Annotated in this window: 15 protein-coding genes and 1 pseudogene; 8 read left to right on the top strand and 8 right to left on the bottom strand. The window is 37.3% G+C overall.

Annotated elements, in window-relative coordinates:
• Window positions 1-10: 10 nt before the first annotated feature.
• From DSM106972_RS41480 to DSM106972_RS41445, 8 genes are all read right to left on the bottom strand, one after another.
• Window positions 11-1351, bottom strand: a complete 1341-nt coding sequence (locus tag DSM106972_RS41480; protein WP_127086184.1) for an O-antigen ligase family protein — start codon at window positions 1349-1351, stop codon at window positions 11-13.
• Between the two features lie 187 nt (window positions 1352-1538).
• Window positions 1539-2732 (bottom strand): hypothetical protein, encoded by a 1194-nt coding sequence (locus tag DSM106972_RS41475; RefSeq protein WP_127086183.1) that lies wholly within the window; start codon window positions 2730-2732, stop codon window positions 1539-1541.
• A gap of 17 nt (window positions 2733-2749) precedes the next feature.
• Window positions 2750-3559: a DUF268 domain-containing protein gene (locus tag DSM106972_RS41470; protein ID WP_127086182.1), complete on the bottom strand. Its 810-nt coding sequence runs from the start codon at window positions 3557-3559 to the stop codon at window positions 2750-2752.
• A gap of 20 nt (window positions 3560-3579) precedes the next feature.
• Window positions 3580-4365, bottom strand: a complete 786-nt coding sequence (locus DSM106972_RS41465) for an FkbM family methyltransferase (RefSeq protein ID WP_127086181.1) — start codon at window positions 4363-4365, stop codon at window positions 3580-3582.
• 36 nt (window positions 4366-4401) lie between these two features.
• The gene (locus DSM106972_RS41460) at window positions 4402-5736 is read right to left on the bottom strand and encodes a flippase (RefSeq protein ID WP_127086180.1); all 1335 of its coding nucleotides are present in this window, start codon (window positions 5734-5736) and stop codon (window positions 4402-4404) included.
• A gap of 281 nt (window positions 5737-6017) precedes the next feature.
• Window positions 6018-9707: a DUF4347 domain-containing protein gene (locus tag DSM106972_RS41455; protein ID WP_127086179.1), complete on the bottom strand. Its 3690-nt coding sequence runs from the start codon at window positions 9705-9707 to the stop codon at window positions 6018-6020.
• 265 nt (window positions 9708-9972) lie between these two features.
• On the bottom strand, window positions 9973-13485 hold the full coding sequence (locus DSM106972_RS41450; RefSeq protein WP_127086178.1) for a DUF4347 domain-containing protein: 3513 nt from the start codon (window positions 13483-13485) through the stop codon (window positions 9973-9975).
• 202 nt (window positions 13486-13687) lie between these two features.
• Window positions 13688-20485, bottom strand: a complete 6798-nt coding sequence (locus DSM106972_RS41445) for a DUF4347 domain-containing protein (protein ID WP_127086177.1) — start codon at window positions 20483-20485, stop codon at window positions 13688-13690.
• A gap of 808 nt (window positions 20486-21293) precedes the next feature.
• Between DSM106972_RS41445 and DSM106972_RS41440 the strand changes: the two genes are divergently transcribed.
• From DSM106972_RS41440 to DSM106972_RS41405, 8 genes and pseudogenes are all read left to right on the top strand, one after another.
• A complete protein-coding gene (locus DSM106972_RS41440; protein WP_073619551.1) occupies window positions 21294-21791 on the top strand; it encodes a DUF2231 domain-containing protein in 498 nt (165 codons plus the stop codon).
• The gene (locus DSM106972_RS41435) at window positions 21791-22399 is read left to right on the top strand and encodes a DUF2231 domain-containing protein (protein ID WP_127086176.1); all 609 of its coding nucleotides are present in this window, start codon (window positions 21791-21793) and stop codon (window positions 22397-22399) included. Before DSM106972_RS41440 ends, DSM106972_RS41435 begins: the two co-directional genes overlap by 1 nt.
• A 104-nt stretch (window positions 22400-22503) precedes the next feature.
• A complete protein-coding gene (locus DSM106972_RS41430; RefSeq protein WP_127086175.1) occupies window positions 22504-23484 on the top strand; it encodes a cytochrome c oxidase subunit II in 981 nt (326 codons plus the stop codon).
• A gap of 83 nt (window positions 23485-23567) precedes the next feature.
• A pseudogene (locus DSM106972_RS41425) lies at window positions 23568-23858 on the top strand (cbb3-type cytochrome c oxidase subunit I); the annotation flags it as partial.
• A gap of 478 nt (window positions 23859-24336) precedes the next feature.
• Window positions 24337-24540 (top strand): hypothetical protein, encoded by a 204-nt coding sequence (locus DSM106972_RS54275; RefSeq protein ID WP_127086174.1) that lies wholly within the window; start codon window positions 24337-24339, stop codon window positions 24538-24540.
• A 303-nt stretch (window positions 24541-24843) separates the two neighbouring features.
• On the top strand, window positions 24844-25092 hold the full coding sequence (locus tag DSM106972_RS41415) for a WGxxGxxG family protein (protein ID WP_127086173.1): 249 nt from the start codon (window positions 24844-24846) through the stop codon (window positions 25090-25092).
• Between the two features lie 119 nt (window positions 25093-25211).
• Window positions 25212-25601 (top strand): peptidoglycan-binding domain-containing protein, encoded by a 390-nt coding sequence (locus DSM106972_RS41410; RefSeq protein WP_127086172.1) that lies wholly within the window; start codon window positions 25212-25214, stop codon window positions 25599-25601.
• A gap of 1023 nt (window positions 25602-26624) precedes the next feature.
• The coding region (locus DSM106972_RS41405) for a DUF1206 domain-containing protein (protein ID WP_148129270.1) at window positions 26625-26997 on the top strand (373 nt) is incomplete at its 3' end.

The following is a 26997-nucleotide window of genomic DNA, read 5'->3' as shown; positions in this document are numbered from 1 at the left end:
TTGTTCTGTCTTATATTATAGGAAAAGTTTGATTAAGTTTAGTTTGTTTACAAATAACTCCAAGTAACAGTCCAGACATTATCCAAAATAATCCTCCAGTTTTAGAAAGGTTAAACACTTCTTGCGAAATAGAAAAAACAATAAAAGACCAAAAGAGTGATATAAATGTTTGCTTCAAACCTAAAAAGTTATTTGGTATTTTATGTTTTTTAAATGCATATAATTTAGATAAAGCGTTAAGGTACAATAAAAAACCTATCAACCCTCCGGTGACTATTACATAAACAAACTGACTATCAGCCGCATTCATTAAAACGCCAAATATTTCATAAGTACCACCTGAACCTAAGCCAAATAAAGCTAGTAATGGAAAACTATTTACAGTCCCTGCATACATAGAAAGTACATTAGTCCAATTATCAAGTCTTGCTTCGCCTTCTATATTTGTTGGGTTTAACTCCAAATATCTATTTGGCAACTGATTCAATATTTCATTAATTCCTCCATAACCAGTGTTAAAAGAAGGAATTATTACTAAGAAAGTAAAGCAGACTAATGAAAATAATATAATAACGGATAGAATTGTTTTTCCAAATGGTTTTATAAGAGTTCTAATATTTACTATCTGATGTGAAATTAGTATGACATAGTACGCTATTGAAGCTAAAAAGGCGCCTCTAGAACCAGCTAATGCAACAAATATAAAGTTAACTATTCCCAGAAATGCCCAAAAACATTTTATACTTCCCTTTGGTTCAATTAAAGCAATCAAATTACAAATAATTATAGAAAAATAAAAAACAGAGCCAGCAAGTGTAGGACTAATCTCATTAAGAATCCCTAAACCGTAATAACCAGAAAAATTAAATGTACTAACTTGAAATAAACCATAGAATAAATTTGGAATAAAACACAAAAAAATGCTTGTAATTACTTGCTGATAATTCTTTAGATTGCTAATTCTATAAGCAAATGTAAAAACGAAACAAAAATATATTAAATACTGTATATTTTTCAAAAATGGTAATGATTTTTCAAGTAATGTAACATTGTTTAAGCCGGAAGAATGTGTCACCAGTAAAACTATTGCATTAAATGAATACAAATATAAAAATGCCACAATTATTTTTTTAATTGGACGAAGAGAGTAAAGTAATACTAGTGTAGCAGCTGCCGTCACTGGGAACAGAATATCATCTATACGGATATACTTTAAAAAACCACTCTCACCAAGTCTAGGCGATAAAACAACACTTGCTGTAATTAATAATGACCATACCCACATACAGTAATAAATCAAACCTTTTTTATTACTGTTTGCTATAGGTAACTGCAAAGAATCATGAATCATTTCTTTTTACTATTAATACAAAAATATTATCTTACTTCTAAACCACGTAGGTGCGGCATAGCCAACTTACGGATTAGTAAAATTTAATTTACTTAAGTACTGCGAACATACCGAGAAAACACTGAAATATATGTAGCACTTAATTTTTTGGCAGTGATAATACTGAAGTGTATTAGTAAAATTTAGCTTATTTGGTAGCCATGAGTGAGTTAAAATAGGAAAAGTTCAATAACATTGACGATGCAATATTTGCTATGATGCTAGGTTTGGTTTCTACTGGAAAATAACGATATCGGAAAGATGCTAATCTCAAATCCTTCTCTTGATAAAGGACATCTTGTATGATGTTTTCCCATCTTTGGTTAGGCATCAAATCTATAGTCATACCAGCATGACCAGATGGCAGCAACATATTGGAACCATGTACACCAATTACTAAACGGCTTTCAGAATAAATTTCACATGTAAATCTTTCTTTCTCCTCGTTAAACCCTTCAACTCTCAAATCTTCAATCCAATTAGGAAACTTAGTTGTTGTTCCCAAACCTGTAACTGTAAACTTTGCTGTTGTAGGAAGCTGAGAGCGAAGTTTTTTAAGTAGTCTTTGCACTTTCCAATTTTGAATTGGAAGGGCAATACGTGTCAACTTTAGCTTAATCAGAATTCTTTGAAGAAAAGAATGAAACCAAATACGGTCTTCACGCCAAATGAATGTTACTCTAAAATCATCTTGGCTAAAATCATGCTTTTTAACTCTAGTGTAATTAGTAATATTAAATCCATCTGGATGGGAATATGCTCTGCTTAAAAGAACTTCGTTAAATCTCTTAATTTCTTCTTGTATAAAATTATCCAAGCTGGGAAAATAATTATTTCCTTTTCTCAAAGGTATATCTACCGTCCAGATTTCTGATACTCCTTCTGGAACCATCCACCTCATAAACTTTTGAACAATGACAACTACACCATATTCACGGTTTTCACGTAAATGTTTATCAGCATTTAGCAGCTTTAACAGACAGTGCCCATATAAATAATCAATACAATTTAAGATAATTACCTGATCAGACTTTTTCAAAACCTCCTTCACAATTTTTACATTCTCAAACTGAGGATTATGCAAAGAGTTTAGCAACAATCTACCTAACCAGTTTTTACCCATCTTGTCACCAAAAATCAAAGATTTATCGGTATCAATCTGGTAATGAAAATAATTACCATGCCCTACTTTTACATCTTCGATTATTTGAGCATCGCAGTTAGGACAAACTGATTTCGCGCAAATGAACATACCCTGCCAAAGAAGCTCCTGTTGCTTTAGCGATGTTTTGCAATGTGGACAATTTGATTTATGTTGGATTGATGGCTTTATTTGAATCATTATTTAAACCTCATTCTCTAATTAACACATTTCTCAAATACAAATAATCCGCAGGCATAATCCACATCTCTAAAATCCTGCCATTTTGCTGGCTCAACTAAATCACCTTGTTTATTTATAGCCGCAAAATCAATCAGGTTTAAATCAGAAAACTTATCAATAATAGTTGAGGGGTCAAAAATACGATGAGCATTAAATTCAACTCGTTCTTTACCTATCGGCGCCGAAAAATATAGTTTACCACCTGGTGCAAGAATCCGTTGTAGTTCTTTTATACCTTTTAAATGCCCTAGTGGGTCAATTGGGTCTCCGTAACGTCCAAGACCTATATGCTCAATTGTGTGTAAACAAGAAATTGATTTAATTGAGTTATCAGCTAAGGAAAGACTTGTTATATCTCCTTGCTGAAAACATAATCCAGAAACCTGAGAATTTATGCTTCTGATATCAATTACTTTCACCGAGCGAAAAACTAGCAAGTGAGCAATGAAACCGTCTATACGCGAACCAATGTCCCAGTGCTGTTCTGGATTATCTGCAAAAATTTTTCTTGCAAACCACAAATCTTGGTGAAAATACTCGCCTTTTGCAACACCAGCATTTTCATAACGGTCTGCTAAGGTATAGTGAGATAAAAAACCTGATAGTTTAGCGCGAAAAGGATTTGCAAGCGCAACCTGCCTATTATAATTTATCCAATCTCTAATATAAGGCGCCAATCCAATTATATTTTTTACGAAAACTCGTAAGTCTGTACCAGTAATTCTAGTTACAATTCGATAAGGTATGTTTATGAACTGCTTGAAATTTAAATTAAGCGTACTCATATGTGAATATAAATAAATTACTAATGTTGACAATAATCTAATTCGTACATTAGTTTGTACTCCGAAAACTTTTTAGGTATTGCATTCACTTTTTCTACAAAGCTTGATTGAACTACTAATTCTCTAGCAAACCAAAAAGTATTTAAATCATTTTCTAATAACGCTTGATAACCGTGTTGATTTAACAACGTATTTATTAAATCATAATCACGATGTACATGCCCATATGTTTCAATAACAAAGCATTTAGTCTTAAATATTGAAAAGTCTATACTTTGTAAGGTATAAAGTTCATGACCTTCAACATCCAGACTTAGAACATCGCAATTAATAAATTCAGTGTATATATCTAACCAGTAATTTAACGGTTTTACGGAAATTATCTCTTTCTCGACTGTTTTAGAAAAGTATTGATTTAATATACCTTCTAGCTTCAGGTCTCGAGTTTCTGGAATAAAAGAAAGTAAACCGTCTCTTTGAATTTCTAATTGCTTTACTTCGTTAGAAATTCCTTCTTGAATACATTTAACTTTATTGTTAAAGACATACAACCATTTTAAAAACGTATAATTTAACTTTACTGGTTCAAAACATAAACCATTTGCTCCTTGTAATGCCAGTAAATATGTATTTGAACAGCTTATTCCATCATTGGCGCCAATATCAATAAATGTCTCGATTCGGTCAAATAATTCTAGCAGAACAATATCTTCTTGGTGTTGAGCATAAGTCTTTTTCGGAAAAAACTTATTTTGAGTAGATTTAACTAATGATTTAATAATTCCTTTTGTTTTTTGCATTTTCATAATTAGTATCTCCTACTTCCAAATATTTTATAAACTTTATATCTTAGAACTTTTTGCAAGTAAATAAGCTGGCAATCTTATCGGTATTAAGAGCGCTTTAGTCATTAACATCGCATTACCTCTGGTTTGAGGAAAGATTAGAAAACAAAAATAACTTGCAAAAGCATAAGAAATTAAGCTAGCTATTGCCGCTCCTAAACTTCCAAAACGAGGTATTAAAAGCAAATTTAGAAATACATTGATTATTGCTCCACTAGCAGTCGAATAAAAATTAATTTGTTGAAATCCTTCAGAAATTAACCACGCACTTTGAGCAATTCCCTGAAAAGCAAAAATACAGTTCCAAATGTATACATGTAATATTGGTACAGCAGATAAATATTCAGAACCATATGTTGATAAGATTAAATAGTGACTTATAGGAATAAATATAATAACTATACAGTATGCGAGTACAGCCATCAAATCGTAGAATTTTTGTAATCTTTCTTGATATACTTCTTTACTGAGATTTTTGGATTTAATTATGTCAGGATACAAAGATGACTTAAAAGCGATTGGAATAAAAAACCATATTTCTGAAAGACTTGCTGCTACTGCATAAACTCCGACTACAGTTTTATCTGCCATTAGACCTAACATAATTTGGTCAATCTTTAAGTATATACTGACAGCTAAACCTGTTAGCACAAGCGGCATAGACTCTTGAATTAAATACTTAGCTTTACTTAAATTAAATAACCAAGATTTAACACTTTGCTTATGAAAATGATAGGATGATATTAATGCAAAACTATAAATTATAGGTTCGACTGCTAAGAGAAAAATTAATGTGATTAAAGGTGCTTTATAAATAATTAAAATTACTTTTAATATCGTTGATAGAACAAAGCTTATATTTTTCGACAAAATAGTATATCTAGATTCAACCCTAGACTCAAACCATTGCTCTACTATAGTTAAAGGCTGAAATAAAAATATGGAAGATGCAATTGCGACAAATAAACAGAGCAGAGTATCTTGAGGCGCCAAAACGCGAATTGAAACTATTGCTAAACATGCAGCAAAAGTACCAGATATGAATTGTACACCACACGCAGAACCTAAGAGTTTATTCTGCTCAGAAGGCTTTTCTACTAAATCTCTAGTTAAAATACTACTCATTCCTAATGAAGCCACAGGTGAAAACAGAGCAACAAAAGCTATCACATAACGTAAAGTTCCATATTGCTCTGGGTTCAGATATCGTGCTAGCCAAACTCCGATTATAAAAGTTACACCTGTGCTAAAAACACGGTCAATCAGAATCCATGCGATATTGCTGATGATTTTACTTTGATGAAAGCTAAATTTAAATCCGCTCTTGGTCATTTAATCTGGATTCCCCTTTGCATTTAATTTAAAGTCATAATTTCAATCAACCTATCCTGATGTTTGGTTTGTAATACTATTTTAAGCAATAGTAAATACCAACTTGACAGAAAAATACTTGTATTATTACTAAAGATTTTGCTGTCAAGCTGTATTACTTCATAAATAGTCTACCCAAGACTAACAAAAATTAACCTGTGGTATTTACGGATATTTTTCTGCTTCTTGTTTAATTACTGATAAATGGCGCGGTAGGATAGGCGTCTCGCCTATCTGAAGGATTAAATTATCAGGAAAATGTCGTTAAGGAGATTGGCGCCATCAATCGACCAAAGCTTAGTAGAACTGGTGTTTGAGTTATACCAAACAATATCAACCCGACCGTCACCATTTAAATCACCAACTGTATTGACTTTAAAACCTACATCGACTGCTGGTAAAGTAAACCCTTCCTGTAAATTGGCGCCGTTCATATTCCAGAGAGCGGTAAACCCAGTTGTTTCGTTATGCCAGAAGATATCTAGGTTGCTATCACCGTAAAAATTAGCAATCGATTTAATTTTTGTATTTGTATCACTTACGTAACCCAGACTTATACCTTGCTGTATGTTGACCCCATTCATTTGCCATGTAGCAGTGAACCCAGTTACTGCGTCATACCATAAGATGTCCAAATCCCCATCTTCATCAAAATCAGCAATACGTTCAATCTTAGTATTCGCATCACCATTAGAAGCTAAAGTGATACCATTTTTTAGATTAACACCGTCCATTTCCCAAATAGCAGTGTACCCTGTTGCAGCGTTGTACCATAAAATGTCCAAGTCTTTATCGCCATCGAAATCAGCTATTTGCTTAATTTTGGTGTTGGTATCACTTACATAACCTAAAACAACACCTTGCTGTAAGTTAACACCATTCATTTGCCACAATGCAGTTAATCCCGTAATGCTATTATACCAAAGGATGTCCATATCTTTATCACCATCAAAATCGGCAATAAGTTGAATTTTGGTATTTGCATCTGAAACAGTTGGTAGTTGTACACCTTGTGCGAAAAGAGTACCATCCATTTGCCAAATTGCAACTTCACCACTAACCGCGTTATACCAGAGAATATCTAAATCATTATCACCATCTAAGTCAGAGACTTTTAAGATTTGAGTATTATTATCTGGAACGCTTGGCAAAACAACTTCACTCATTAAATTCGGGTTAGCTGGGTTAGCTGCCCATATTTTAATTTCTCCATTGCTGCTATCACGCAGTAAAATGTCAGCATCTCTATCACCTTCAAAGTCACCAATATGTTGAATTGTAAGGTTATTTGAGTTAATCGTTGGTAAATTTATAACTTCGGCGCCGTTTGCACTCATGCCCCAAATTTGATTTTCACCCGTTGTTGAGTTACTGAAAAGAATATCTTGGATTTTGTCACCAGTAAAATCAGCAATACCACCTATTTCCCACGATGAACTCATTGTTGGTAGTGCAACAAGTTCAGGGAGAATATCAGGATTTAGATATACTACACGATAGGCGCCAGTTTCACTACGTTGCAGAATGCTTTGTTTATTTAGCGCAGTAAAATTATCAACAGCAACAATTTGCCATTCCGGAACTGGGTCAACTGTAATGTTAGCTATTTTAATAGTGGTACTAAACGCATTAGAAGTAGTAGTGTTAACACCAGCACTTCCATTTATTACACCATTAGTTCCATCCCAAGCGCTGAACTTAATTGCGGCATCACCATCAGTATTGGGACTAGGAGCAAAACGAATTTTTGAATTGGTCAAGAGTTCCACTCGTGCCAAATTTATATTTGCTGCTGCTCTACTTGTATTGTCGCCCAAGTAAACAAAATTAGCTTGTTCATAAGGGTCATATGGTAAAGCAATACCAAATGGACCTGCTGTGGTATGGTCAAATGCGGTATAGTCTCGCAGCAAACCCGTCAAAATGGGTATTGCTTCATCTGCTGCATATAACTGATATATGTCACCTAGAACTACCAAATCATAACGAGTCAGCGCTGTTGTATTGCGATCAACGCTCTCTGTACTACCTGTGAAAGTTGGATTTTGTGCGAAAATACTGTTTTGCCAAAAACCAAGTTCAATCGCTTTAGTTTTATCACTCGTAACTAAAATTACGTTGAAACCAGCCCTTGTATTATCAGTATGACTCTCGCTGTTGATTTTAACGTCAAAACTGAGGGAAAAACCTTGATTGCGGTCTAAAGTTGGAAATGCAGGATTAAGTAAGCTGGCAAAACCACCACTATAATTACTGTAACCTGCTGAACCAGATTCTGTACTACTTAAATTAGTGGCGCCATTATTAACAGCTTGAGTTCCACCAACATTTGCCAAATTAGGAACTGGTGGTGATGCTCCATATTGCAACCAGCCTTGGTTCTCTGGTGTATTATTTGCCGTACCATTGTAAAGAGACACTTTACCAGTTAGCACTGTAGCATCCGTATCTGACACCTTACCAAAATTACTCCAGCCAAGACCACCATTTAACGAATATTGCCAATTACCAGTTCCAATTACATCAGTTACAGCAATTCCTTGAATATTATTATTAATGTCTGAAATTTGACCTTCAATTAAATCAGAAATGAAAACACCTTCGTTATACAATGAGGGCATATCCTCATTAATACGGGGAAGTATTAAATTTGCAGTATTGTTAAAGCTAGGAGAAACATTACCACGCAGTGAATTTATCCAAGCCGTATTTATGCCGCCATTTGCTAAACCAGGATTTCCAGCAGCAGAGTAATAATCATCAGACCAGTTAGCTGCTAGTGTCGCTCCTATCGCAGTATTACCAACAAAAGCAGTCGCACGTCCTGGTAAAGCTCTCAATGGTGACACTGGTACTAATTGAAACCCTGCTGGAGTTACACTCTTGGGGAATATATAAATTTCTTTTCCCGCAGTATCTAGTAATCTTGGAATATCAGTACTACTGCTATTGTCAAAAGCTCCTGTTGTACCACCCCAACCATTATTGAGACGAGTAACAGCAAAATTACCAGTACTATTTAAAGATGATATTTGTAAAGAGTAATCACCCTTTACTGGGTCATAGTTCAAGTCTGGAGTTATAGCACTATCAACATCACCACCGTTATAAAGTACTATTAAAGTCCCTGCCTTCAATCCATTAAAGCCAGTACCAGATAGTTGTATATTTAGAGTATTAGAAGTGCTTCCATCAACTAAACGATAATTTTGTAAATTTGCATTATCTTGAACTACTAATATCTCAACCCATTCTCTGGCACCAGTACTACCCTGAGAAAATTCATTGATAATTGCTACAGGGTTGTTTAACACAGAATCATAACCTGCCATTGCATCTAATTGCAGAACCTTGGATGATTCAATTACACCTGTGGCAGATTCTAATACCCAGTTCCCACCTTTACTACTGCTGCCAGTTAAATCATTAGAAGCTGCTATATCGGCGCCTGTAAGTAGACTCAACTGCTGAACAAAATTAGCTCCAGTTTCCCCTGCTGCCACATCACAGCCATACAGCAAAATATCTCCATCTGCTGTTAGTGCCTTGCCCCATGATTGTAGTTCATTTGTATAGCTGCGAATATTATTTATATTCAGCGAACCCAAAGCAAAATCTAAGCTGCCAACACTACCATGCGAAATAATTTGCAAACTAGAAATGCCTTGGCGCCCTAATAATGTATCGGTTATAGAAGCAATAGCATCTTGTGCTGGGTTTAGAACATGTACTTCAGTTTGTGGCGCCAGACCTACTAATAAACTTTCGTAGTTACTTACACTTGCGTCAATAAATAATACCGATGAAGAGCCTGCTGTGTATAACGATGAGTCAAGAGGTGAACTTAATGTAGATGATGGTAAGTAAATACTATTGTTTGATTTTGAATCAAGTTGAACACTGGTTTTATCAGTCAAAGAGTTATATGACATAAAAGGTTAGTTTTCGTAATGGTTGGTTAATGTCCCGCCTGTGCTTTTTTTACCTTATTAGGCACAGAGACACAGAGAGATTAGAGGTAGGCGCCTATTCCTAGAATGATTGACGTATGATAACTAGCTATATATTGGTTGTATGCTAAATTTGACTATTTTATGCTCGTGAAATTACTTAGAATTAGTGAAATATTTGGTTTTACATCTCAGATAGTGTAAAAATCCCCCCTTATTAAGGGAGGATTTATTCAAAGATTATGATTTAGCTGGGCAACAAGATATCATCAAGAACACTGATACCATCTGTCAACCAAACTTTTGTCGCGCCTTTTGTTGAATTATTCCAAACAACATCCAACTTACCATCACCATTAAAATCACCGACTAAATGAACCTTGAAACTGCTGTCAATAGGTGGTAGCGCAACACCCTGCCCGATATTAACACCATTCATACTCCACATCGCGGCAAATCCAGTTGTTTGGTTATGCCAGAGAAAATCTAAGTCTTTATCTCCATCAAAATCTGCAATCTGGCTAATTTTGGTGTTGGTGTCACTAACGTAACCTAGAGTTATACCCTGTTTAAAATTCACACCGTCCTGAACCCAAATCCCTGTAAACCCAGTAACCGAGTTATACCAAAGGAAGTCTAAATCGTTGTCACCATCAAAATCTGCTATCTGTCTAATTTTTGTATCACCAAAACCTGAGTCAGCTAAACCAATACCCTGTTTGAAATTGACACCATCCTGAACCCAAATCGCCATAAATCCGGTTGTATCGTTATACCAAAGAATATCTAAGTCTTTGTCACCGTCAAAATCAGCAATTTGTCTTATTTTCGTCTTGGTATCTCCGACATAACCTAGCAATACGCCTTGCTTGAGGTTAACCCCATTCATTTCCCAAATAGCAGTAAATCCGTTGGTTCCGTTATACCAAAGTATATCCATATCATTGTCACCATCAAAATCTGCAACAAGTTGGATTTTGGTATTTGTATCTGAAACAGTCGGCAGTCCAAAACCAGATTTTAAACTAGTACCTTGCATTTCCCAAACACTAACGGCGCCATTAACTGGGTTATACCAGAAAATATCTAAATCTCCATCACCATCTAGGTCTGAAACTTGCTTAATAGTAGTATTGTTATCAGGAACATAACCCAATACTACTTGGCGGATAAACTCAGCGTTGTTGGGGTTAGATTCCCATACCGCAATCATTCCATTTGTTTTATCACGTACTAATATATCGGCATCTCCATCACTCTCAAAATCTCCGATATGTTGAATTGTAAGGTTATTAGGGTTAGCTGTTGGCAGGTTTACAACTTGTGCGCCTGCTGCACTCATCCGCCAAATTCGATTTTCGCCCGTTGTTGATTGCCAAAAAATATCCTTGGTAGTATTACCATCAAAGTTGGCAATGCTTGTAATTTGCCAGTTAGAACCCATAGTTGGCAATGCAACCGTTTGGCTTGTGTTATTACCATTTAAATACCATAGCCTGTAGGCGCCTGTTGTGCTACGTTGCAGAATGCTTTGTTTACTGAGGCTTGTAAAATTATCAACTGCAACAATTTCCCAGTTTGGCTTGATAGTGAGACTAATAGTATCCGTATCACTCTTGGCGCCACCAACACCAGTATTTCCAAGGTCGTTAGTAGTGATTTGGATGCTAGCTGTGCCGCTAAAATTAGCAGTAGGTTTATACCGCATTCCATTTAACGCCGTGTTTATACTATTAAGTGTACCAACGATGGTAATACTTGCATCATCAGTACCATCACCAGCAGTAAACTGAAGCCCATTGGTATTACCCAGAGAAAGAGTACCATTGCTTGCTGCTAAAGTGACTTGAATAGGATTACCAGAAGCGTCTGCGTCTTGCACAGTAATCGCATTTTGATTATTAGTCGAGAAGACAAGTTCAGAATTTTCGTTGATAGTTTGGGATGTGGGAATGAGGTTAACTGGAGCAGTATTAACGACTAAATTGTAAACATAGACAGCACCCGCATTAGTATTATTTGCAACATCAGTGTAGGGGGCGCCAATTGCAATTTGGTTATCATTTAGAACACGAATCACACCTCCAAAGCCATCGTTACCCATACTTGGATTATTGATGGTCATCTCCAATGCGTAAGTAGGTACTGCACCATCACCATCAAACCTATAAACTACACCTCGGTCAGGAACTGGAGTTACAGTACTACCACTGACACTGAAACCGCCGGGTGAACCAATCAAAATATCATTACCAATAAAGGCAACTGCTGTACCAAAACCGCGATTACTTGGAGTGGGATTAGTGATGGTTCTCAACAGTGTTGGTGTCGCAGTCGTCATGTCATACAGGTAAGCCACACCTGCATCTGTACCACCATTATCTTCCCCTGGCGCCCCAATAATCACACGGGTGCCTGCGCTATTCGATGCTACTGCAATACCAAAGAAATCAAATGAACTTCCGTTTGGGTTAGTAAATGTGTATAAAGAGTTACCGTTAGTATCATAGGAGTATGCCCGTCCGAAGGAGAAATATCCTGGCGCGCCTATAATCAGCTTATCCGCATATGCTGCGATTGCAGCGCCAAATCGCGCATCCTGAATTAAAATACTTTCAGGGTTGATTATATTGGTGATAGTACCATTAGTTTTAAATAAGCGAACTTCTCCAGCATTATCTTCTGCTCTGCTTTTACCTTTCTCCGGCGCCCCAATAGCCACAGTTCCATCATTTAAAATAGCAATCGCAGTACCAAACTCACTATCATCATTATTAACTGAGTTATTGTAAACTGACTGAACGACACCATTGCTATTTAGTTTATAAGCACGCCCAACATCAGCAACGGAAGCATCGTAATAAGGAGCAGAAACAAAATATTCGTTGCCGTTACTTGCAACTGAGAAGCCAAATCGTTCCTCGGCACTTGATGATGGATTTATAAAAGTTTGTGAAAGCGTGCCGTTAAAATTATAGAGATATGCCTCACCTCTACGAGAATTAACACCAGGGGCGCTTATTAAAATGTTGCTACTACCTGAAGTTATTGCTGAACCAAACTGCTCTGAAGTCGCAGGTGTTGGATTATTTATAACAAAAGATGCAGTGTTTATAGTTATTGGGCTATTTAAAATCGATTCATAAGCAGCCATTGCCTGCGCTTCTAAAACAGAAGATGGCTCAATTAAACCTGTGGTAGCTTCTAATACCCAGTTACCACCTTTGCTGCTGCTACCTGTTAAATCATTAGAAGCTGCGATATCGGCGCCTGTTAGTAGACTCAGATACTGAACAAAATTGGCTCCCGCTTCGCCTGTAGCAACATTACAGCCATACAGTAAAATATCCGCATCTGCTGTTAGTGCCTTACCCCATGTTTGTAACTCACTAGTGTAACTACGGATATTATTTGTATTCAACGAACCCGAAGCAAAATCTAAGCTGCCAACGTTACCATGCGAAATAATTTGTAAACTAGAAATACCTTGGCGCCCTGATAATACGTCGGTTATTTGGGCGATAGCGTCTTGTGCTGCGTTAAGAACATGTACTTCAGTCAGTGGCAAAAGACCTACTAATAAACTCTCGTAGTTACTAACGCTTGCATCAATAAATAGTAATGATGAAGAGCTAGCTGTATATGACGATAATTCTAAAGGTGAAATTGGTGTTTCGGAGTTTGGTAAGTAAATACTATTATTTGATTCTAAATCGATAGATTGAAGCCTGGTTTTATTATTCAAAGAGTTATATGACATAAAAGGTTAGTTTCGTAATGGTTGGTTAATGTGATTAGGCTTTACAATGCACCTGCTTTATAAAACTTGCTACATCACAGTTTTATGCTAAATATTACTAATTTATATACGTAATATTACTTAAAGAAACTTAAATATTTTGTGTTAAATTTCAAGCTAAACAAACGAAGCCCGCATTACGAGCGGGCTTTGTGATTACGATTTAGCTAGGGAGTAAGATGTCTTCGAGAACATCAATACCATCAGCCAACCAAACTTTTGTAGCACTAGTAGTTAAATTTTTCCAAACAACATCCAACTTACCATCACCGTTGAAATCACCGACTACATGAACCTTGAAACTGGTATCTATAGATGCTAAAACAGCTCCCTGTCCGATGTTGACACCATTCATGCTCCACATTGCGCTAAACCCAGTTGTCTGATTATGCCAGAAAATATCTAAGTCTTTGTCACCATCAAAATCTGCTATTTGGCTAATTCTGATGTTGGTGTCACTGACGGTGCTTAAAGCAATACCTTGCTTGAGATTAACACCATCCATTTCCCAGATAGCCATAAACCCAGTAACATCGTTATACCAGAGAAAATCTAGGTCTTTGTCACCGTCAAAATCTACTATTTGTTTAATCTTAGTATCACCAAAACCACTATCAGCTAAAACAACACCTTGTTTAAGATTAACACCATCCATTTCCCAGATAGCCATAAACCCAGTAACATCGTTGTACCAAAGGATGTCTAAATCCTTGTCATCATTTTTGTTACCATCAAAATTTGCAACTAGTTTGATTTTGGTATTAGTGTCACCGACGTAACCCAAAAATTTGCCCTGGTTTATGTTTACCCCATTCATTTCCCAAATAGCAGTTAATCCGTTAGTTTCGTTATGCCATAGTATATCCATATCATTGTCACCATCAAAATCAGCGACAATTTGAATTTTGGTATTTGTATCTGAAACAGTCGGTAATTCAAAACCAGACTTTAAACTAGTACCTTGCATTTCCCAAGTACTGACTGCGCCATTAACCGCGTTATACCAAAGAATATCTAAATCTCCATCACCATCTAAGTCAGAGCTTTGTTTTATTTGGGTATTGTTATCAGGAACGTAAGATAATACTATTCCGCGAATAAAATCAGGATTGTTGGGGTTAGATTCCCATATCGCAATCATTCCATTCGTTTTATCACGTAATAATATATCGGCATCACCATCACCTTCAAAGTCGCCGATATGTTGAATTATGAAATTGTTAGGGTTAATAGTTGGCAGGTTCACAACTTCGGCGCCTGTAGTACCCATTCGCCAAATCCGATTTTCGCCTGTTGTTGATTGCCAGAAAATATCCTTAGAGGTGTTATCATCAAAGTTGGCAATGCTTGTAATTTGCCAGTTAGAACCCATAGTTGGCAATGCAACAGTTTGGCTTGCATTGTTGGCATCCAAGTACCATAACCTGTAGGCACCGTTACTTGGGTCGCGCTGTAAAATATCTTGTTTTCCATCACCTGTAAAATCATCAACTGCTGTAATTTGCCATTCAGGAGTTGGATTGACGGTAATATTAACAGTTGAATTACTTGTAGCATACGCAGCACCATCAAAACCATTCCAACCAAAGCTAACAGTACCGCTAAAGTTCGCATTTGGTACAAAACTTAAGTTCGCAATGTCCGCAGCAGCAATTTCTTGGTTTATAGTTACATCTGTAGCGCCTAACATTAATTTACCATTGCTAGGTAACGAGGTAATTCTAATCTTATTTAGAGCATTACCATCGACATCCGTAAATTTGCTGCTAAAGTCAGATAGCCCAAACTTAATAACTCTATCCTCATCGCCAGATTTTGAGACACTAGCAAGAGTAGGCATGTCATTAACTGGACTTACACTAATAGATACAATTGAGTTACCTATAGAATATCTACTACCATCAGAACCATCCCAAGAGAAACTAGCATTACCGTTGAAATTAGGGTTTGGCGTAAATGTCAGGAAACCAATATCAGCAACTAGTATTTCTTGACCCGCAATAACGTTGTTATTAGCAAGTCTTAATGTTCCGGTAGTCGGTAGCGATACAATCCTAATTTGAGTTAAAGGACTACCTTCTGGGTCATTAAATCTACTGGTAAAATCTGCTGCTGTAAAAGAAATTGTCGAATCTTCATTTCCCGACTTAGTAACAGTAGTAAGGCTTGGAGGGAGGTTATCAATTCTCCAAAGCTCTGTACCATTCATACCATCATTTGCTGTGAAGTATAAGGCACCGTTGGTACTAAATAGATTTGATGGGCTAGAACCAGCAGTTCCTGAACGAATCTCACGTACTAACTCTAGAGTTCCTGACCTATTGATTCTCCATAGTTCGGTATTACCAATACTATTTTCTGCCGTAAAATACAGCATACCGTTAAAGTTTGTTAGTTGCGATGGGTGAGAACCCAAACCACCCATTTGAATCTCTAACCTAACTGGTGGAACTGGTGGCACCGCATTTGGGTCAATTCGCCATAATTCTCTATTACCATTAACATCTTCAGCAACAAAATACAGGATGTTGTTAACAACTGTGAGATTTGATGGATTAGAGCCAGCACCTGGACGAGACATATTTATCTCGAAAACAGGAACTGCATTACCCGTTGTATCAATTCGCCATAATTCTCTACCAGTTACACCATCATTCGCAGTAAAGAAAAGTATGCCGTTAACGTTGGTTAAATTTGATGGATTAGAACCAATTCCAGTATTCGTATTAATATCGCGAACTCGAACTGCATTACCGATTCCATCAATTCGCCATAGTTCTGTGCCACTTAAACCATCATCAGCAGTAAAGTAAAGTATGCCGTTGATATTAGTTAACTGCGATGGGTTTGAACTGGCGCCAAATGTACGAGTATTAATATCACGCACTAAAACCGCATTGCCTGCTCCATCAATTCTCCATAGTTCTCTGCCACCACTGGCGTCATCATTCGCGGTAAAATAAAGTACACCGTTGACGTTAGTTAATTGTAAAGGGTCAGAACCTATTCCAGAATTCAGATTAATGTTGTAACCAGTATTAATATCACGAACTAAAACTGCATTCCCAGTACCATCTATCCGCCACAACTCTCTATCGCCGCTGCCTACATCAGCAGTAAAGTAGAGTATTCCATTAACAATTGTTAACTGCGATGGATTAGAACCAAAATCAAGACGAGTGTTGATATCGCGAACCATGACTGGATTTCCAGTGCCATCAATTCGCCATAACTCTGTACCAGTAGTACCGCTATTAGCAGTAAAATAAAGTATGCCGTTAACGTTAGTTAAATTTGATGGGTTAGAACCTGTTCTGGTCAAAGTATTAATATCGCGAACCAAAATAGCATTACCCATCGTATCAATTCGCCATAATTCTCTGCCAGATATACCATCATCTGCAGTGAAATAAAGCACACCGTTAACGTTGGTTAAATTCGAGGGGTTAGAACCAATGCTATAGCTAATACCAAAATTACTACCTGATGAAGTATTTATATTCCTAACTAGAGTTGGAGTTGTATTTGATCCACTAATTCGCCATAATTCCGTACCACTATTACCATCATCAGCAGTAAAGTATATTACACCGTTAACATCAATAAAGTTTGATGGATTAGAACCGAAACCATTACTGCTGCGAATATCTCCAACCATCGCTGAGTTACCATCAGCATCTAATCGCCATAATTCTCTACCGTAAGTACCATCATCAGCAACAAAGTAAATAGTACCGTTGATATTTACAAAATTAGATGGGTCTGAACTACCGTTATTGCGGATATTTCGTGCAAATCCTAAGTTTCCAGCACTATCAACTCGCCATAATTCTCTTCCAGCAGCTTTTTGAAATCCACTGAAGAAAAGTGAATCACCTAAGCTAACTAAATTCGATGGATTGGAAACACCTTCAGTTGTAGGGCTTATGGTATTAACAGGAGAAATACTTCCATTACTACCTAGACGGAACACTTCCATCCCTCTACCACTATCAGCAGTAAAGTAAAGTGTGCCGTTTACATTAGTGAAATTACCAGGATTAGAGCTAGCGGCGCCAGTACGGACTTCTAAGCGTGTGGCGGTTCCAGGTGTTCCTGAAACAGTGTCAACAAACCATATTTCTGTTCCGTTTATACCATCATCGGCGCTAAAGTAGAGCCTGCCGTTAATGTTAGTTAAATTACTAGGGTTAGAACCAGCGGCGCCAAAACGAATACTAATTTGATTTGGAGTACTACTACCTGGATTCATCAACCACAGTTCTCTTCCACCAACACCATCATCAGCAGTGAAAAAGAGTATCCCGTTGACATCTGTTAAATTTGAGGGATTAGAACTGCCTGCGTCACGAGTGCGAATATTTATTAATGTCGGACTACCAACAGTACTGCCAGAAGGAGTTAACCGCCATAGTTCCGTACCACTGATTCCATCATTGGCTGTAAAGAAAAGTGAATTACCAACACTGATTAAATTAGAAGCATTTGGCGCAACCGGACTTGAGCCTGTAGAAATCCTTAACGGGGTACCATTTGGTTTATCAATAACCCATAGCCATGATACATCTGAACCATACATGCCATCACTTGCAGTGAAGAAAAGCATACCGTTGAGGTTTGTCAGGTTTGATGGGTTAGAACTAGCTGTACCAGGACGAATATCTGCAACTCGAACTGGACTACCGCCTGGGGAGAGGCGCCATAACTCATTACCGCTCATCCCTTCATTAACAGTAAAGTAAAGTATGCCATTTACATTTGTCAAATTCGACGGATTAAAAATGCCATTAACAGTACTAGTACCAGTTGAACTACTTTCTATAACGGGTACAGGGTTTCCACTTGCATCGAGTTGCCATAATTTGGTACCACGAATACCATCATCAGCGGTAAAGTAAATTGTGCCGTTAACATTAGTTATATTCGATGGGTTAGAACTAACATTGCTAGTAGTACGAATATCTCGAACAAGTGATATGCTAGAACTGGTGCTAGTTGGAGTGCCATTAGTATTTAATGCTATGCGCCATAGTTCAGTACCAATATTTCCCTCATCGTATGTAAAGTAGAGATTCCCGCCAGCGATAGTGAAATTTAATCGACCAGAATTAAAAACTGGACGGTTGGATAATGGCGTATTAATAGCGACAGGAGAAGAAAGGGAAGTGGGGAAAGTTGGGCTTGGTGGGGGGACAAACCATATTCTTCCATCATTAGTAGTAAAGTAAAGCGTACCGTTAACATTAGTCAAATTCGATGGATTAGAACTACCAGTACCGCTAGCAATGTCTTGTACTTGAACAGCTTTACCTGATGCATCAAGGCGCCATAATTCAGTACCAGCATTGTTAGTGGTAGCAGTGAAATACAGCGTGCCGTTAACGTTAGTTAAATTTGTGGGGTTATCTGGAAAAATAGTAGTATTAGCAGGTTGAACAACAACAGCTTTGCCGCTTGCATCAATTTGCATTAAATCATTAACGCCAAATCCGTCATCGGCAGTAAAGTAAAGTATACCATTAACGTTGGTTAAATTCGCTGGATTTGAACCAGCACCAGTACGAGTATTAATATCTAATAAAACAGGGTTGCCCGTTGAATCAAGTCTCCAAAGTTCTGTGCCATTACCATTATCAGCGGTAAAGTAAAGTATACCGTTGATGTTCGTTAAATTTGCTGGGTTTGAGCTAGCTTCTCCTGCACGAACTTCTGTAACGCGCGTTGGGATAGTACTATTTAATGTATCAAATCGCCATAACTCTGTTCCTGTAATTCCATCATCAGCAGTGAAATAAAGTACATTGTTGACATTAACTAAATTTAATGGATTAGAACCGACTCCAGGACGAGTATTAATATCAAATCTAATAGGGCTTGGTGTTGTACCTGTAGACGTATTAATTCGCCATAATTCAGTACCGTTTCCATCATCAGCAGTAAAGTATAACATGCCGTTAATATTAATTAAATTCGATGGATTATAACCTACACTATTAGTAGTAGTGCCAATTGAAATTCGGCTCAAGCTGCTACTAATAAATGGGTCTAATCGCCATAGTGCGGCACCACCCATACCATCATCTGCAGTAAAATAAAGGATATTATTTACATTAGTTAAATTTGATGGATTTGAACCCATACCAAGATTAGTACTCAAATCTCTAACTAAACTTGGACTAGTACTACCAGGGTCTAATCGCCATAATTCTGTACCACTTATTCCATCATCAGCAGTAAAGAAAAGTATATTATTGATATTTATCAAATTTGCTGGGTTAGAACCTGCGTTGGGTAATATGGGTGCTATACTTGTTGTCGTTCGAGTATTCAGGTTTGCAACTAAAGATGGGGTCATCAGAGTATTTTCAAATTGCGCGGCGCCTCTTTCAGTAATCACCGATGATGCCTCAATACTTCCCGCTTTATACTCTAATTCCCAGTCACCACCTTTGGCAAAACTTCCAGTTAAGTTACTCGATGCGGCAACGTCGGCACCTGTAACTTGTCGCATTATCTCAACAAACGCTTTACCGAGTGCATTTTCTGCAACATTACACCCATAAAGCAAAATATCAGCATTCTCAGTTAATGCATTACCCCAAGACTGTAATTGCTCTGTATAACTACGGATATTATATGCATTAAGTGAATTTGATGCAAAATCTAAGCTTCCTGTACTTCCGTGTGAAATAATATTTAGGCTAGAAATACCCTGACGATGTAAAAGAGTCTCTGTAATTTGGGTTATAGCATCCGAGCCAGACTTTAATATATGTACTTCAGTTCCAGGCGCCATGCCAGCAATCAAAGTGTCAATCTGGCTTACACCCGCATCTATAAACGCCAATGATGATGAACCTGTATATTGCGGAGTATCTAATGGAGTTGGCGCCAGTTGAGTTTGTAAATTTACACCAGCGTTTAAGCTTTCATCTTGGGGTTGAAGTTCTCTTGTGTTCATATAAGTTAGGTGTTATGGGGGTAAAAAAAGGAGCTTATAAAAAAGCAAGTGAATACAGTCCGGGTTTTGCTATAAAAATCCGGCTCATCAATAAATCGTTGATACGTATATTTTGTTTGTATCCGAAATTTACCGAAATTAAGCTAGTACAATTACTGATAATTTCTTAAATATTCTTCTATTACTACTCTTGTGGAGCAGGCATCCTTGCCTGCCCCTTCTTACACATGATGTTAATGACTAACATTTATCAAATCACAACTGTTATTAGTAAGGCACATATTTTATTTGCTTTAACATGCTTAAGGATATATAAAGCTATAATTAGATTAGTCAGCTTAAAATTTTATCTGCACATGGAGTTATTTATGATGATTAACAGCATGGAAGCGTTGAAGGAGTTGATACTCAATTATTAAAAACTCCAAATCGGTTTTGTAATTGTTGCTACTTTTTTAGATGTATTTGTTAATTTGGGAAATATTAATCCCCCAACCCCCCGCGCGGAAGGGGGGTTAAGAAAGAATGTTAAATTTTTTATAAAAAGTTGTAATAAATCTCTTAAAGTTCCCCTTAGTAAGGAGGATTTAGGGGGATTAACCATGAATTGCGCGTTTCCACCAAACCCTTGTAGAGACGCGATTTAATCGCGTCTCTACTGCATGACTGTAACAAAACAATCTCACCTTGAATATTAAAATTCACTTGTAAAAGTCGCCATTTGAACTTTTTTAATTTTTGAATTCCTTAACAATTGTATTAACTGTAAAGTTTTGTTTCTTTCAGGAGAGGCGCCCAGGAGAATACTATGTTTGAGCTTCTGCAAAAGTTGAATGACCACGGTCTACCATATCCCGACACTATTCACCCCATCATTGTTCACTTTGTAATTGCAATGGTGCTGTTTGCTTTCGTATGTGACATTATTGGCTACTTTACTAAGAACGCGCGTTTGTTCGAGGTGAGTTGGTGGAATATGTGTCTTGCCACTGTTGCTGTGTTTGTGGCTATCATTTTTGGTCAGTTTGAAGCTGGGTTAGCACATCCATATGATATGGCACAACCTGTGTTGAGTGTACACACACTAATTGGTTGGTCATTGTCTGGAATTATTGCGGCAATTACAGGTTGGCGATATGTAATTCGTTTAAAAACTCCTGATAAATTGCCTGTTCCCTATTTAGGTCTAGGAATCGTATTAACTGGTTTAATATTTGTGCAAGTTTTCCTCGGTGACGAACTCGTTTGGATATACGGCTTGCATACTGTCCCTGTTGTTGAAGCACTCAAAGAAGGATTACTGTAATGGAAACAGGACTTATAGAACAATTACGCGCACATCTCGGCGCCAATGGTTTGCCGTATATTATTCCAATTCACCCAAACTTGGTACACTTAACGCTAGGGTTGTTTATTATTGGCATTACCTTTGATTTTGTTGGTGTACTCTTCCCATATCAACAACCAGTATTTAAATTTTTAGCACTACCAGCAAAGCAGTCTAACTTCTTCGATGTTGGCTGGTATAACATGCTCGGTTCAGCCATCATTACATTCTTCACTGTTGCAGCAGGTTTCTACGAAATGATGCTCGCAGAACCAAATATGGATGTAACCAGCGCATGGGGACTCCACGCAATGGAAACTATGCTGTGGCATGGAGTTGGTGGTGTTTTACTGCTTGCTATTATGGTTGGCATGACCATATGGAGAGGTTTACAGCGCTTTAACTGGCGTAAAGACGAAGACCGTCAAGTTCAGTGGAGTTACTTATTAGCTGGTATGGCAATTATGTTTGTCTTGTATCTACATGGTACATTAGGCGCCCAGCTTGCCGCAGAATTTGGTGTGCATAATACCGCTGACTCGATATTACGTTCGGGTGGAAATATTCATAAATTGTTGTTGAAGTAGGGGGCAGGTTTAGCGAAATTGTCAATTCAGTTTTAGGATATCTGTTAACCTGCCCATACGTTAACCCACCCGTACAAAAATTCATAATCGATTGCCCATTAACCATGAACATCCGGAACCTTTCAGCACTGACCGTTGGTACAGTTGTAGTGACTGCGGCAAGTCTTTGGATGGGACAGCAAGCTTATTCTTGGTTCCCTGTTCAAGCTACAGTCGAAGCACAACTCATTGACGATTTATTTAGTTTTCTCGTAGTACTCGCTTCGTTTATTTTCTTTGCTGTAACTGCCGCATTACTATATGCTGTTGCTTTTCATCGCGCAGCAGAACATGATACTAGCGATGGGCCACCAATTGAAGGTAATATCACTCTCGAAGTCGTTTGGACAGCGATTCCTATTGTATTAGTAATTTGGATTGCTGGTTACAGTTACCAAATTTATGACCAAATGTCTATTCGTGGCCCAATGGAACATCATCTTCATATGCCAATGGGTATGGAGTCAGCAGAAGCGGCGCCTTGGGATGGGCTTTGGAACAAAAACAAACAAGAATCTGAAACTTCTGAACCAGCACCAGCACCAGCACCAGCACCAGATATCAATATTGATACAACCCAACCTATCAACGTCATCGCCAGACAATGGTCTTGGGAGTTTCGCTATCCCTACAAAAATGTTTCCAGTACAGAACTACATATACCTGTAAACGAACGAGTTCATCTCGCCTTAGAATCTGAAGATGTTCTCCACGGCTTTTTCGTTCCAGCTTTCCGAGTCAAACAGGATATCATCCCCAAAAACAAAATAGACTTTGAATTTACTCCAACACGCGAAGGTACATACCGTTTAATGGACTCACAATTTAGCGGTACTTATTTCGCCACAATGGAGGCAAATGTAGTAGTTGATTCCCTTGAAAATTACAAAAACTGGTTAAAACAAGCTGCCAACCAAAAACCGGCGCCTGCTATTAACCAAGCTGCTACCGAATATGCACTGACTAAGGATAGTCCTTTTAAGACTGGTTGGCAAAGTGTTGAACCTGCGGCGCCTCCCGTTGTTAATTACACAGGTCGTGATTGAGATAAGGACTAAAGTCCTTACAACGAGTCCTTACAACGAGTCCTTACAACGAGTCCTTACGACGAACAAATACCTAACTAACTATGACAAACATCAACGTTGAGAAAAGTTCCAGCGTTGTGATTGAAAAACATCACCATCTTCCTCCCACAACCTGGAAAACTTACTTTAGCTTCAGCCACGACCACAAGGTAATAGGCATTCAATATCTTGTTACCTCATTCATCTTTCTACTCGTTGGCGGCATCTTCGCAATGATTATGAGGGGTGAATTACTCACTCCACAATCTGACCTTGTTGACCGCACCGTGTACAATGGTCTATTTACCATGCACGGAACTGTAATGCTGTTTGGCTGGACATTTCCATCACTACATGAGTTTACAAGGGTCAAACTATATAATGTCTTGTGGTACAAGCTACAGGTGTCATCTTGTAAACGAGTACTTCTACAGCAATGGCTGCATAAGTCACTAAATCATGATATGGAAATGCTGGTTGTCGCTATTAAAAGTGGCAACCAGCGTTTCTGTATTTAATGTCTTAAACAAAAAAAAATCAGGATGAAATTTGTCTAATATCATGTCCGGTTGATTACCCATAATTACCGCATCATGTAGAGACGCGATGTTCCTCGCGTCTCTACGAAGATTTTATTATGGTTATGCTCCCGGACATGATATAATTCATATACCTGAAATTAAAGTGTGTAAAAAATTATTGTTTTTTCGGAAAATAGTTAGGTAAGGTGGCTTAAGCCACCATATTAAGGTCTTGCTAGTCCATACCTAGCTTTTACAGACCAGAGTAATTTAGTATCCCTTATGTCTAACCACAGTTTAAATAGAAATTGTGGAAAACTGGTGGATAAATCAAATATTTTACTTATCAATACATACCACGTCATATAGCGATAGTGGAGATGGCTATGGTGAGTGGCGCTCTTACTGTTTGCGGATGGTATGCAATTCTAAAACTTTGCACATAGTTAGAGAAGAACAAGGAAATTTTACTTTTCCTTATACAACTTATAGTAACAGCAACACCAGCTACTAAAAAAAGCTTACTGATTAAGCTTATATCTTTAATTGTAGCAGTTGAATTTTGGCTATTAGACTGTTCTTCCTAATTCATAAATTCCAAATCATCCTAATTATTTAATTTTCACGCTAATGTTTATTTCAAAACTTATCTTTATCTCACCATATACTTATACTATAAAATTTATGAATCTATCAGAAGTAATGGTATAAATCTAACTTTAGACATGTAATATTTTTTAAAAATAAATAGAATTATCCACAAGTTTTCCACAATTAAGATTTAGATTTAAATGAAGTACAACAAGGAACTTTAACTATGAAATACTCAAAATTACCTCAAATTATTGGCGCTGGTATTCTCAGTTTAAGCATGATAGTGGCGCCCTTAACTCTACCCGCTTCTGCTCAAGTTGTAGTTGCGCGTGAAGGAATTTATGAAGATAACGATTTTGATTGGGGTTGGTTAGGATTGATTGGTCTAGTTGGACTAGCTGGTTTAGCTGGTAAGAAGCAAGAAACTACTACTGCTTATCGAGAACCAAATCGCACTGGCTACCGGGAATAACATTCCAAATTTTCGTTCTGTATCGTCAAAATGTATGTAAACTCTACCAATTGCCCCATTGTGCTTAACAAATAGCATAGGGGCATTCAGACTCTATTTAACTTGGGAAAAATTAGTTTATGAATAATCTATTTACGCGCTCAAAAATTTTAACATTGAGCTTAGTTTCTGCATTCTTTTTAGGAATGCTGCCCTTTAATTTTGCACCTGCTGCTAGGGCACAAACAAATAATAACCTTGCAGTTCGAGGTAGGCTCTCACAATATTCTACATGGACTGCTCCCTATCTCACGCGCAGTTCTCGTGGAAAAGCTGTGAGAGATGTTCAAGCTGTGCTGAAATGGCTAGGATTTTATAATGGCGCAATTGATGGTATCTATGGACCTAAAACTGCTAGAGCAGTAATTGCCTTTCAAGACTCGCAAAGATTGGTTAGTGATGGTAGAGTAGGACCGCTAACGTGGCAAGCATTAATCAGTAGCGTACCCCCCGTGCGTAATAGGTTTTAATGGATACATAGCAGTCCTACATGATTTATAAAAAATTTCGCTTAGGTAGAGACCGAATATATTCGCTCTCTACACGCTTTATGAACACAAATAATTAAGGGAGGAGCGATAAATACTTTGGAAGTACTAGCTGAGTTTAATTAAATTTTCTGCAATGAAGTTAGCTATTCCAAAGAACATTACCCAAATAATTGTTGTGCTTAACTATATTTTATCCCTCATTTTTTGCGAAGCGAAGCACTTAGAGTAAGCCAAGAAAAGAATGATCCTGTGGTGTCATGCTGAGGAACGTTAACGCAGTTTTCCCGCAGGGTAGCATCTCAAAGCGCAAAGTAAACGTTGTTTTCCCACAAAGTTGGGTATCCGCAAGATTCTAGCCTGCGGCAAATGCTTCGCATAACACTGCGTTCAGAATGACCGAAGGGCATTTTTTTTCGTGGAGTTCTCTTAATTCGTTCACCTCACATCTTGCAGCATTCTCAACAAGCTTAAAGAAACCGGGCTTCTGTACGAAAAATTAACGTTTTATAGCAAAATATTTGTCAATAAGCCCGGTTTCTAGACCTGGTGCAAGATGTGAGTCACGACGCTCTGATCAGAAGAAGATTCAGAAGTAACAGAGTACAGTTTTATACCAATTACGATACCAATTAAAAAATTTATAGCAGCAAAAATGCTAATCATAACCACTCGAAAATTATCAGAATGCATATCTACCTCTTTGAATACTCGGCTTACAGCTTTTTTAGCAATTCGTAGCGTTACATTACTAGCTGCCAACTTAATTAAATTGTATTCATGATTATAGTACATAATATCTGAACTTGGTTAAGAATTTAAATTCTATCCAAATTTTCCACTATTGAGCATTATCATAAAAAAACAATCTCTTGAATGAATTTTATCTTGTGAGTTGAGCGCTCAACTCACAAGATAAAATATTATCAGTTTAAAAATATTTAACCTGATGCTATACAAACTTTATTAGATAATAGTACATGTTTCAACTTGATATTAAATAATATGACAAAACATAATTCACCTGTAGAGCCAATTAAACAACCAATCCAGCAGGTTACTTCAAATCTTTGGTTTGAGCGACTGATACGGCTAGGATATGCAGCAAAAGGCTTAGTTTATTTTATTGTTGGTTTATTTGCAATACAAGCTGCTATCGGTACTGGTGCTAAAACTACTGACACTACAGGCGCCCTGCAAGCAATTATTACTCAGCCCTTTGGAAGGTTTTTACTAAGTATCGTTACTCTTGGAATCATTGGATATGTACTTTGGCGCCTAATTCAAGCATTTTTTGACCCCGAAAATCGTGGGCAATTAATCAATGCCAAGCAAATTGCAAGACGTATTGGCTATGCTTGTAGTGCTATAGGTTATA

Source organism: Dulcicalothrix desertica PCC 7102 (genome assembly GCF_003991905.1).
Classification (GTDB): Bacteria; Cyanobacteriota; Cyanobacteriia; order Cyanobacteriales; family Nostocaceae; genus Dulcicalothrix; species Dulcicalothrix desertica.
The sequence above is the reverse complement of the archived record's forward strand: the minus strand, read 5'-3'. Positions and strand labels throughout refer to the sequence as shown.

Excerpts from the sequence above, each read along its gene's own strand:
- DSM106972_RS41480 (WP_127086184.1), bottom strand. The coding sequence starts at position 1,351 with ATGATTCATGATTCTTTGCAGTTACCTATAGCAAACAGTAATAAAAAA.
- DSM106972_RS41475 (WP_127086183.1), bottom strand. The coding sequence starts at position 2,732 with ATGATTCAAATAAAGCCATCAATCCAACATAAATCAAATTGTCCACAT.
- DSM106972_RS41470 (WP_127086182.1), bottom strand. The coding sequence starts at position 3,559 with ATGAGTACGCTTAATTTAAATTTCAAGCAGTTCATAAACATACCTTAT.
- DSM106972_RS41465 (WP_127086181.1), bottom strand. The coding sequence starts at position 4,365 with ATGAAAATGCAAAAAACAAAAGGAATTATTAAATCATTAGTTAAATCT.
- DSM106972_RS41460 (WP_127086180.1), bottom strand. The coding sequence starts at position 5,736 with ATGACCAAGAGCGGATTTAAATTTAGCTTTCATCAAAGTAAAATCATC.
- DSM106972_RS41455 (WP_127086179.1), bottom strand. The coding sequence starts at position 9,707 with ATGTCATATAACTCTTTGACTGATAAAACCAGTGTTCAACTTGATTCA.
- DSM106972_RS41450 (WP_127086178.1), bottom strand. The coding sequence starts at position 13,485 with ATGTCATATAACTCTTTGAATAATAAAACCAGGCTTCAATCTATCGAT.
- DSM106972_RS41445 (WP_127086177.1), bottom strand. The coding sequence starts at position 20,485 with ATGAACACAAGAGAACTTCAACCCCAAGATGAAAGCTTAAACGCTGGT.
- DSM106972_RS41440 (WP_073619551.1), top strand. The coding sequence starts at position 21,294 with ATGTTTGAGCTTCTGCAAAAGTTGAATGACCACGGTCTACCATATCCC.
- DSM106972_RS41435 (WP_127086176.1), top strand. The coding sequence starts at position 21,791 with ATGGAAACAGGACTTATAGAACAATTACGCGCACATCTCGGCGCCAAT.
- DSM106972_RS41430 (WP_127086175.1), top strand. The coding sequence starts at position 22,504 with ATGAACATCCGGAACCTTTCAGCACTGACCGTTGGTACAGTTGTAGTG.
- DSM106972_RS41415 (WP_127086173.1), top strand. The coding sequence starts at position 24,844 with ATGAAATACTCAAAATTACCTCAAATTATTGGCGCTGGTATTCTCAGT.
- DSM106972_RS41410 (WP_127086172.1), top strand. The coding sequence starts at position 25,212 with ATGAATAATCTATTTACGCGCTCAAAAATTTTAACATTGAGCTTAGTT.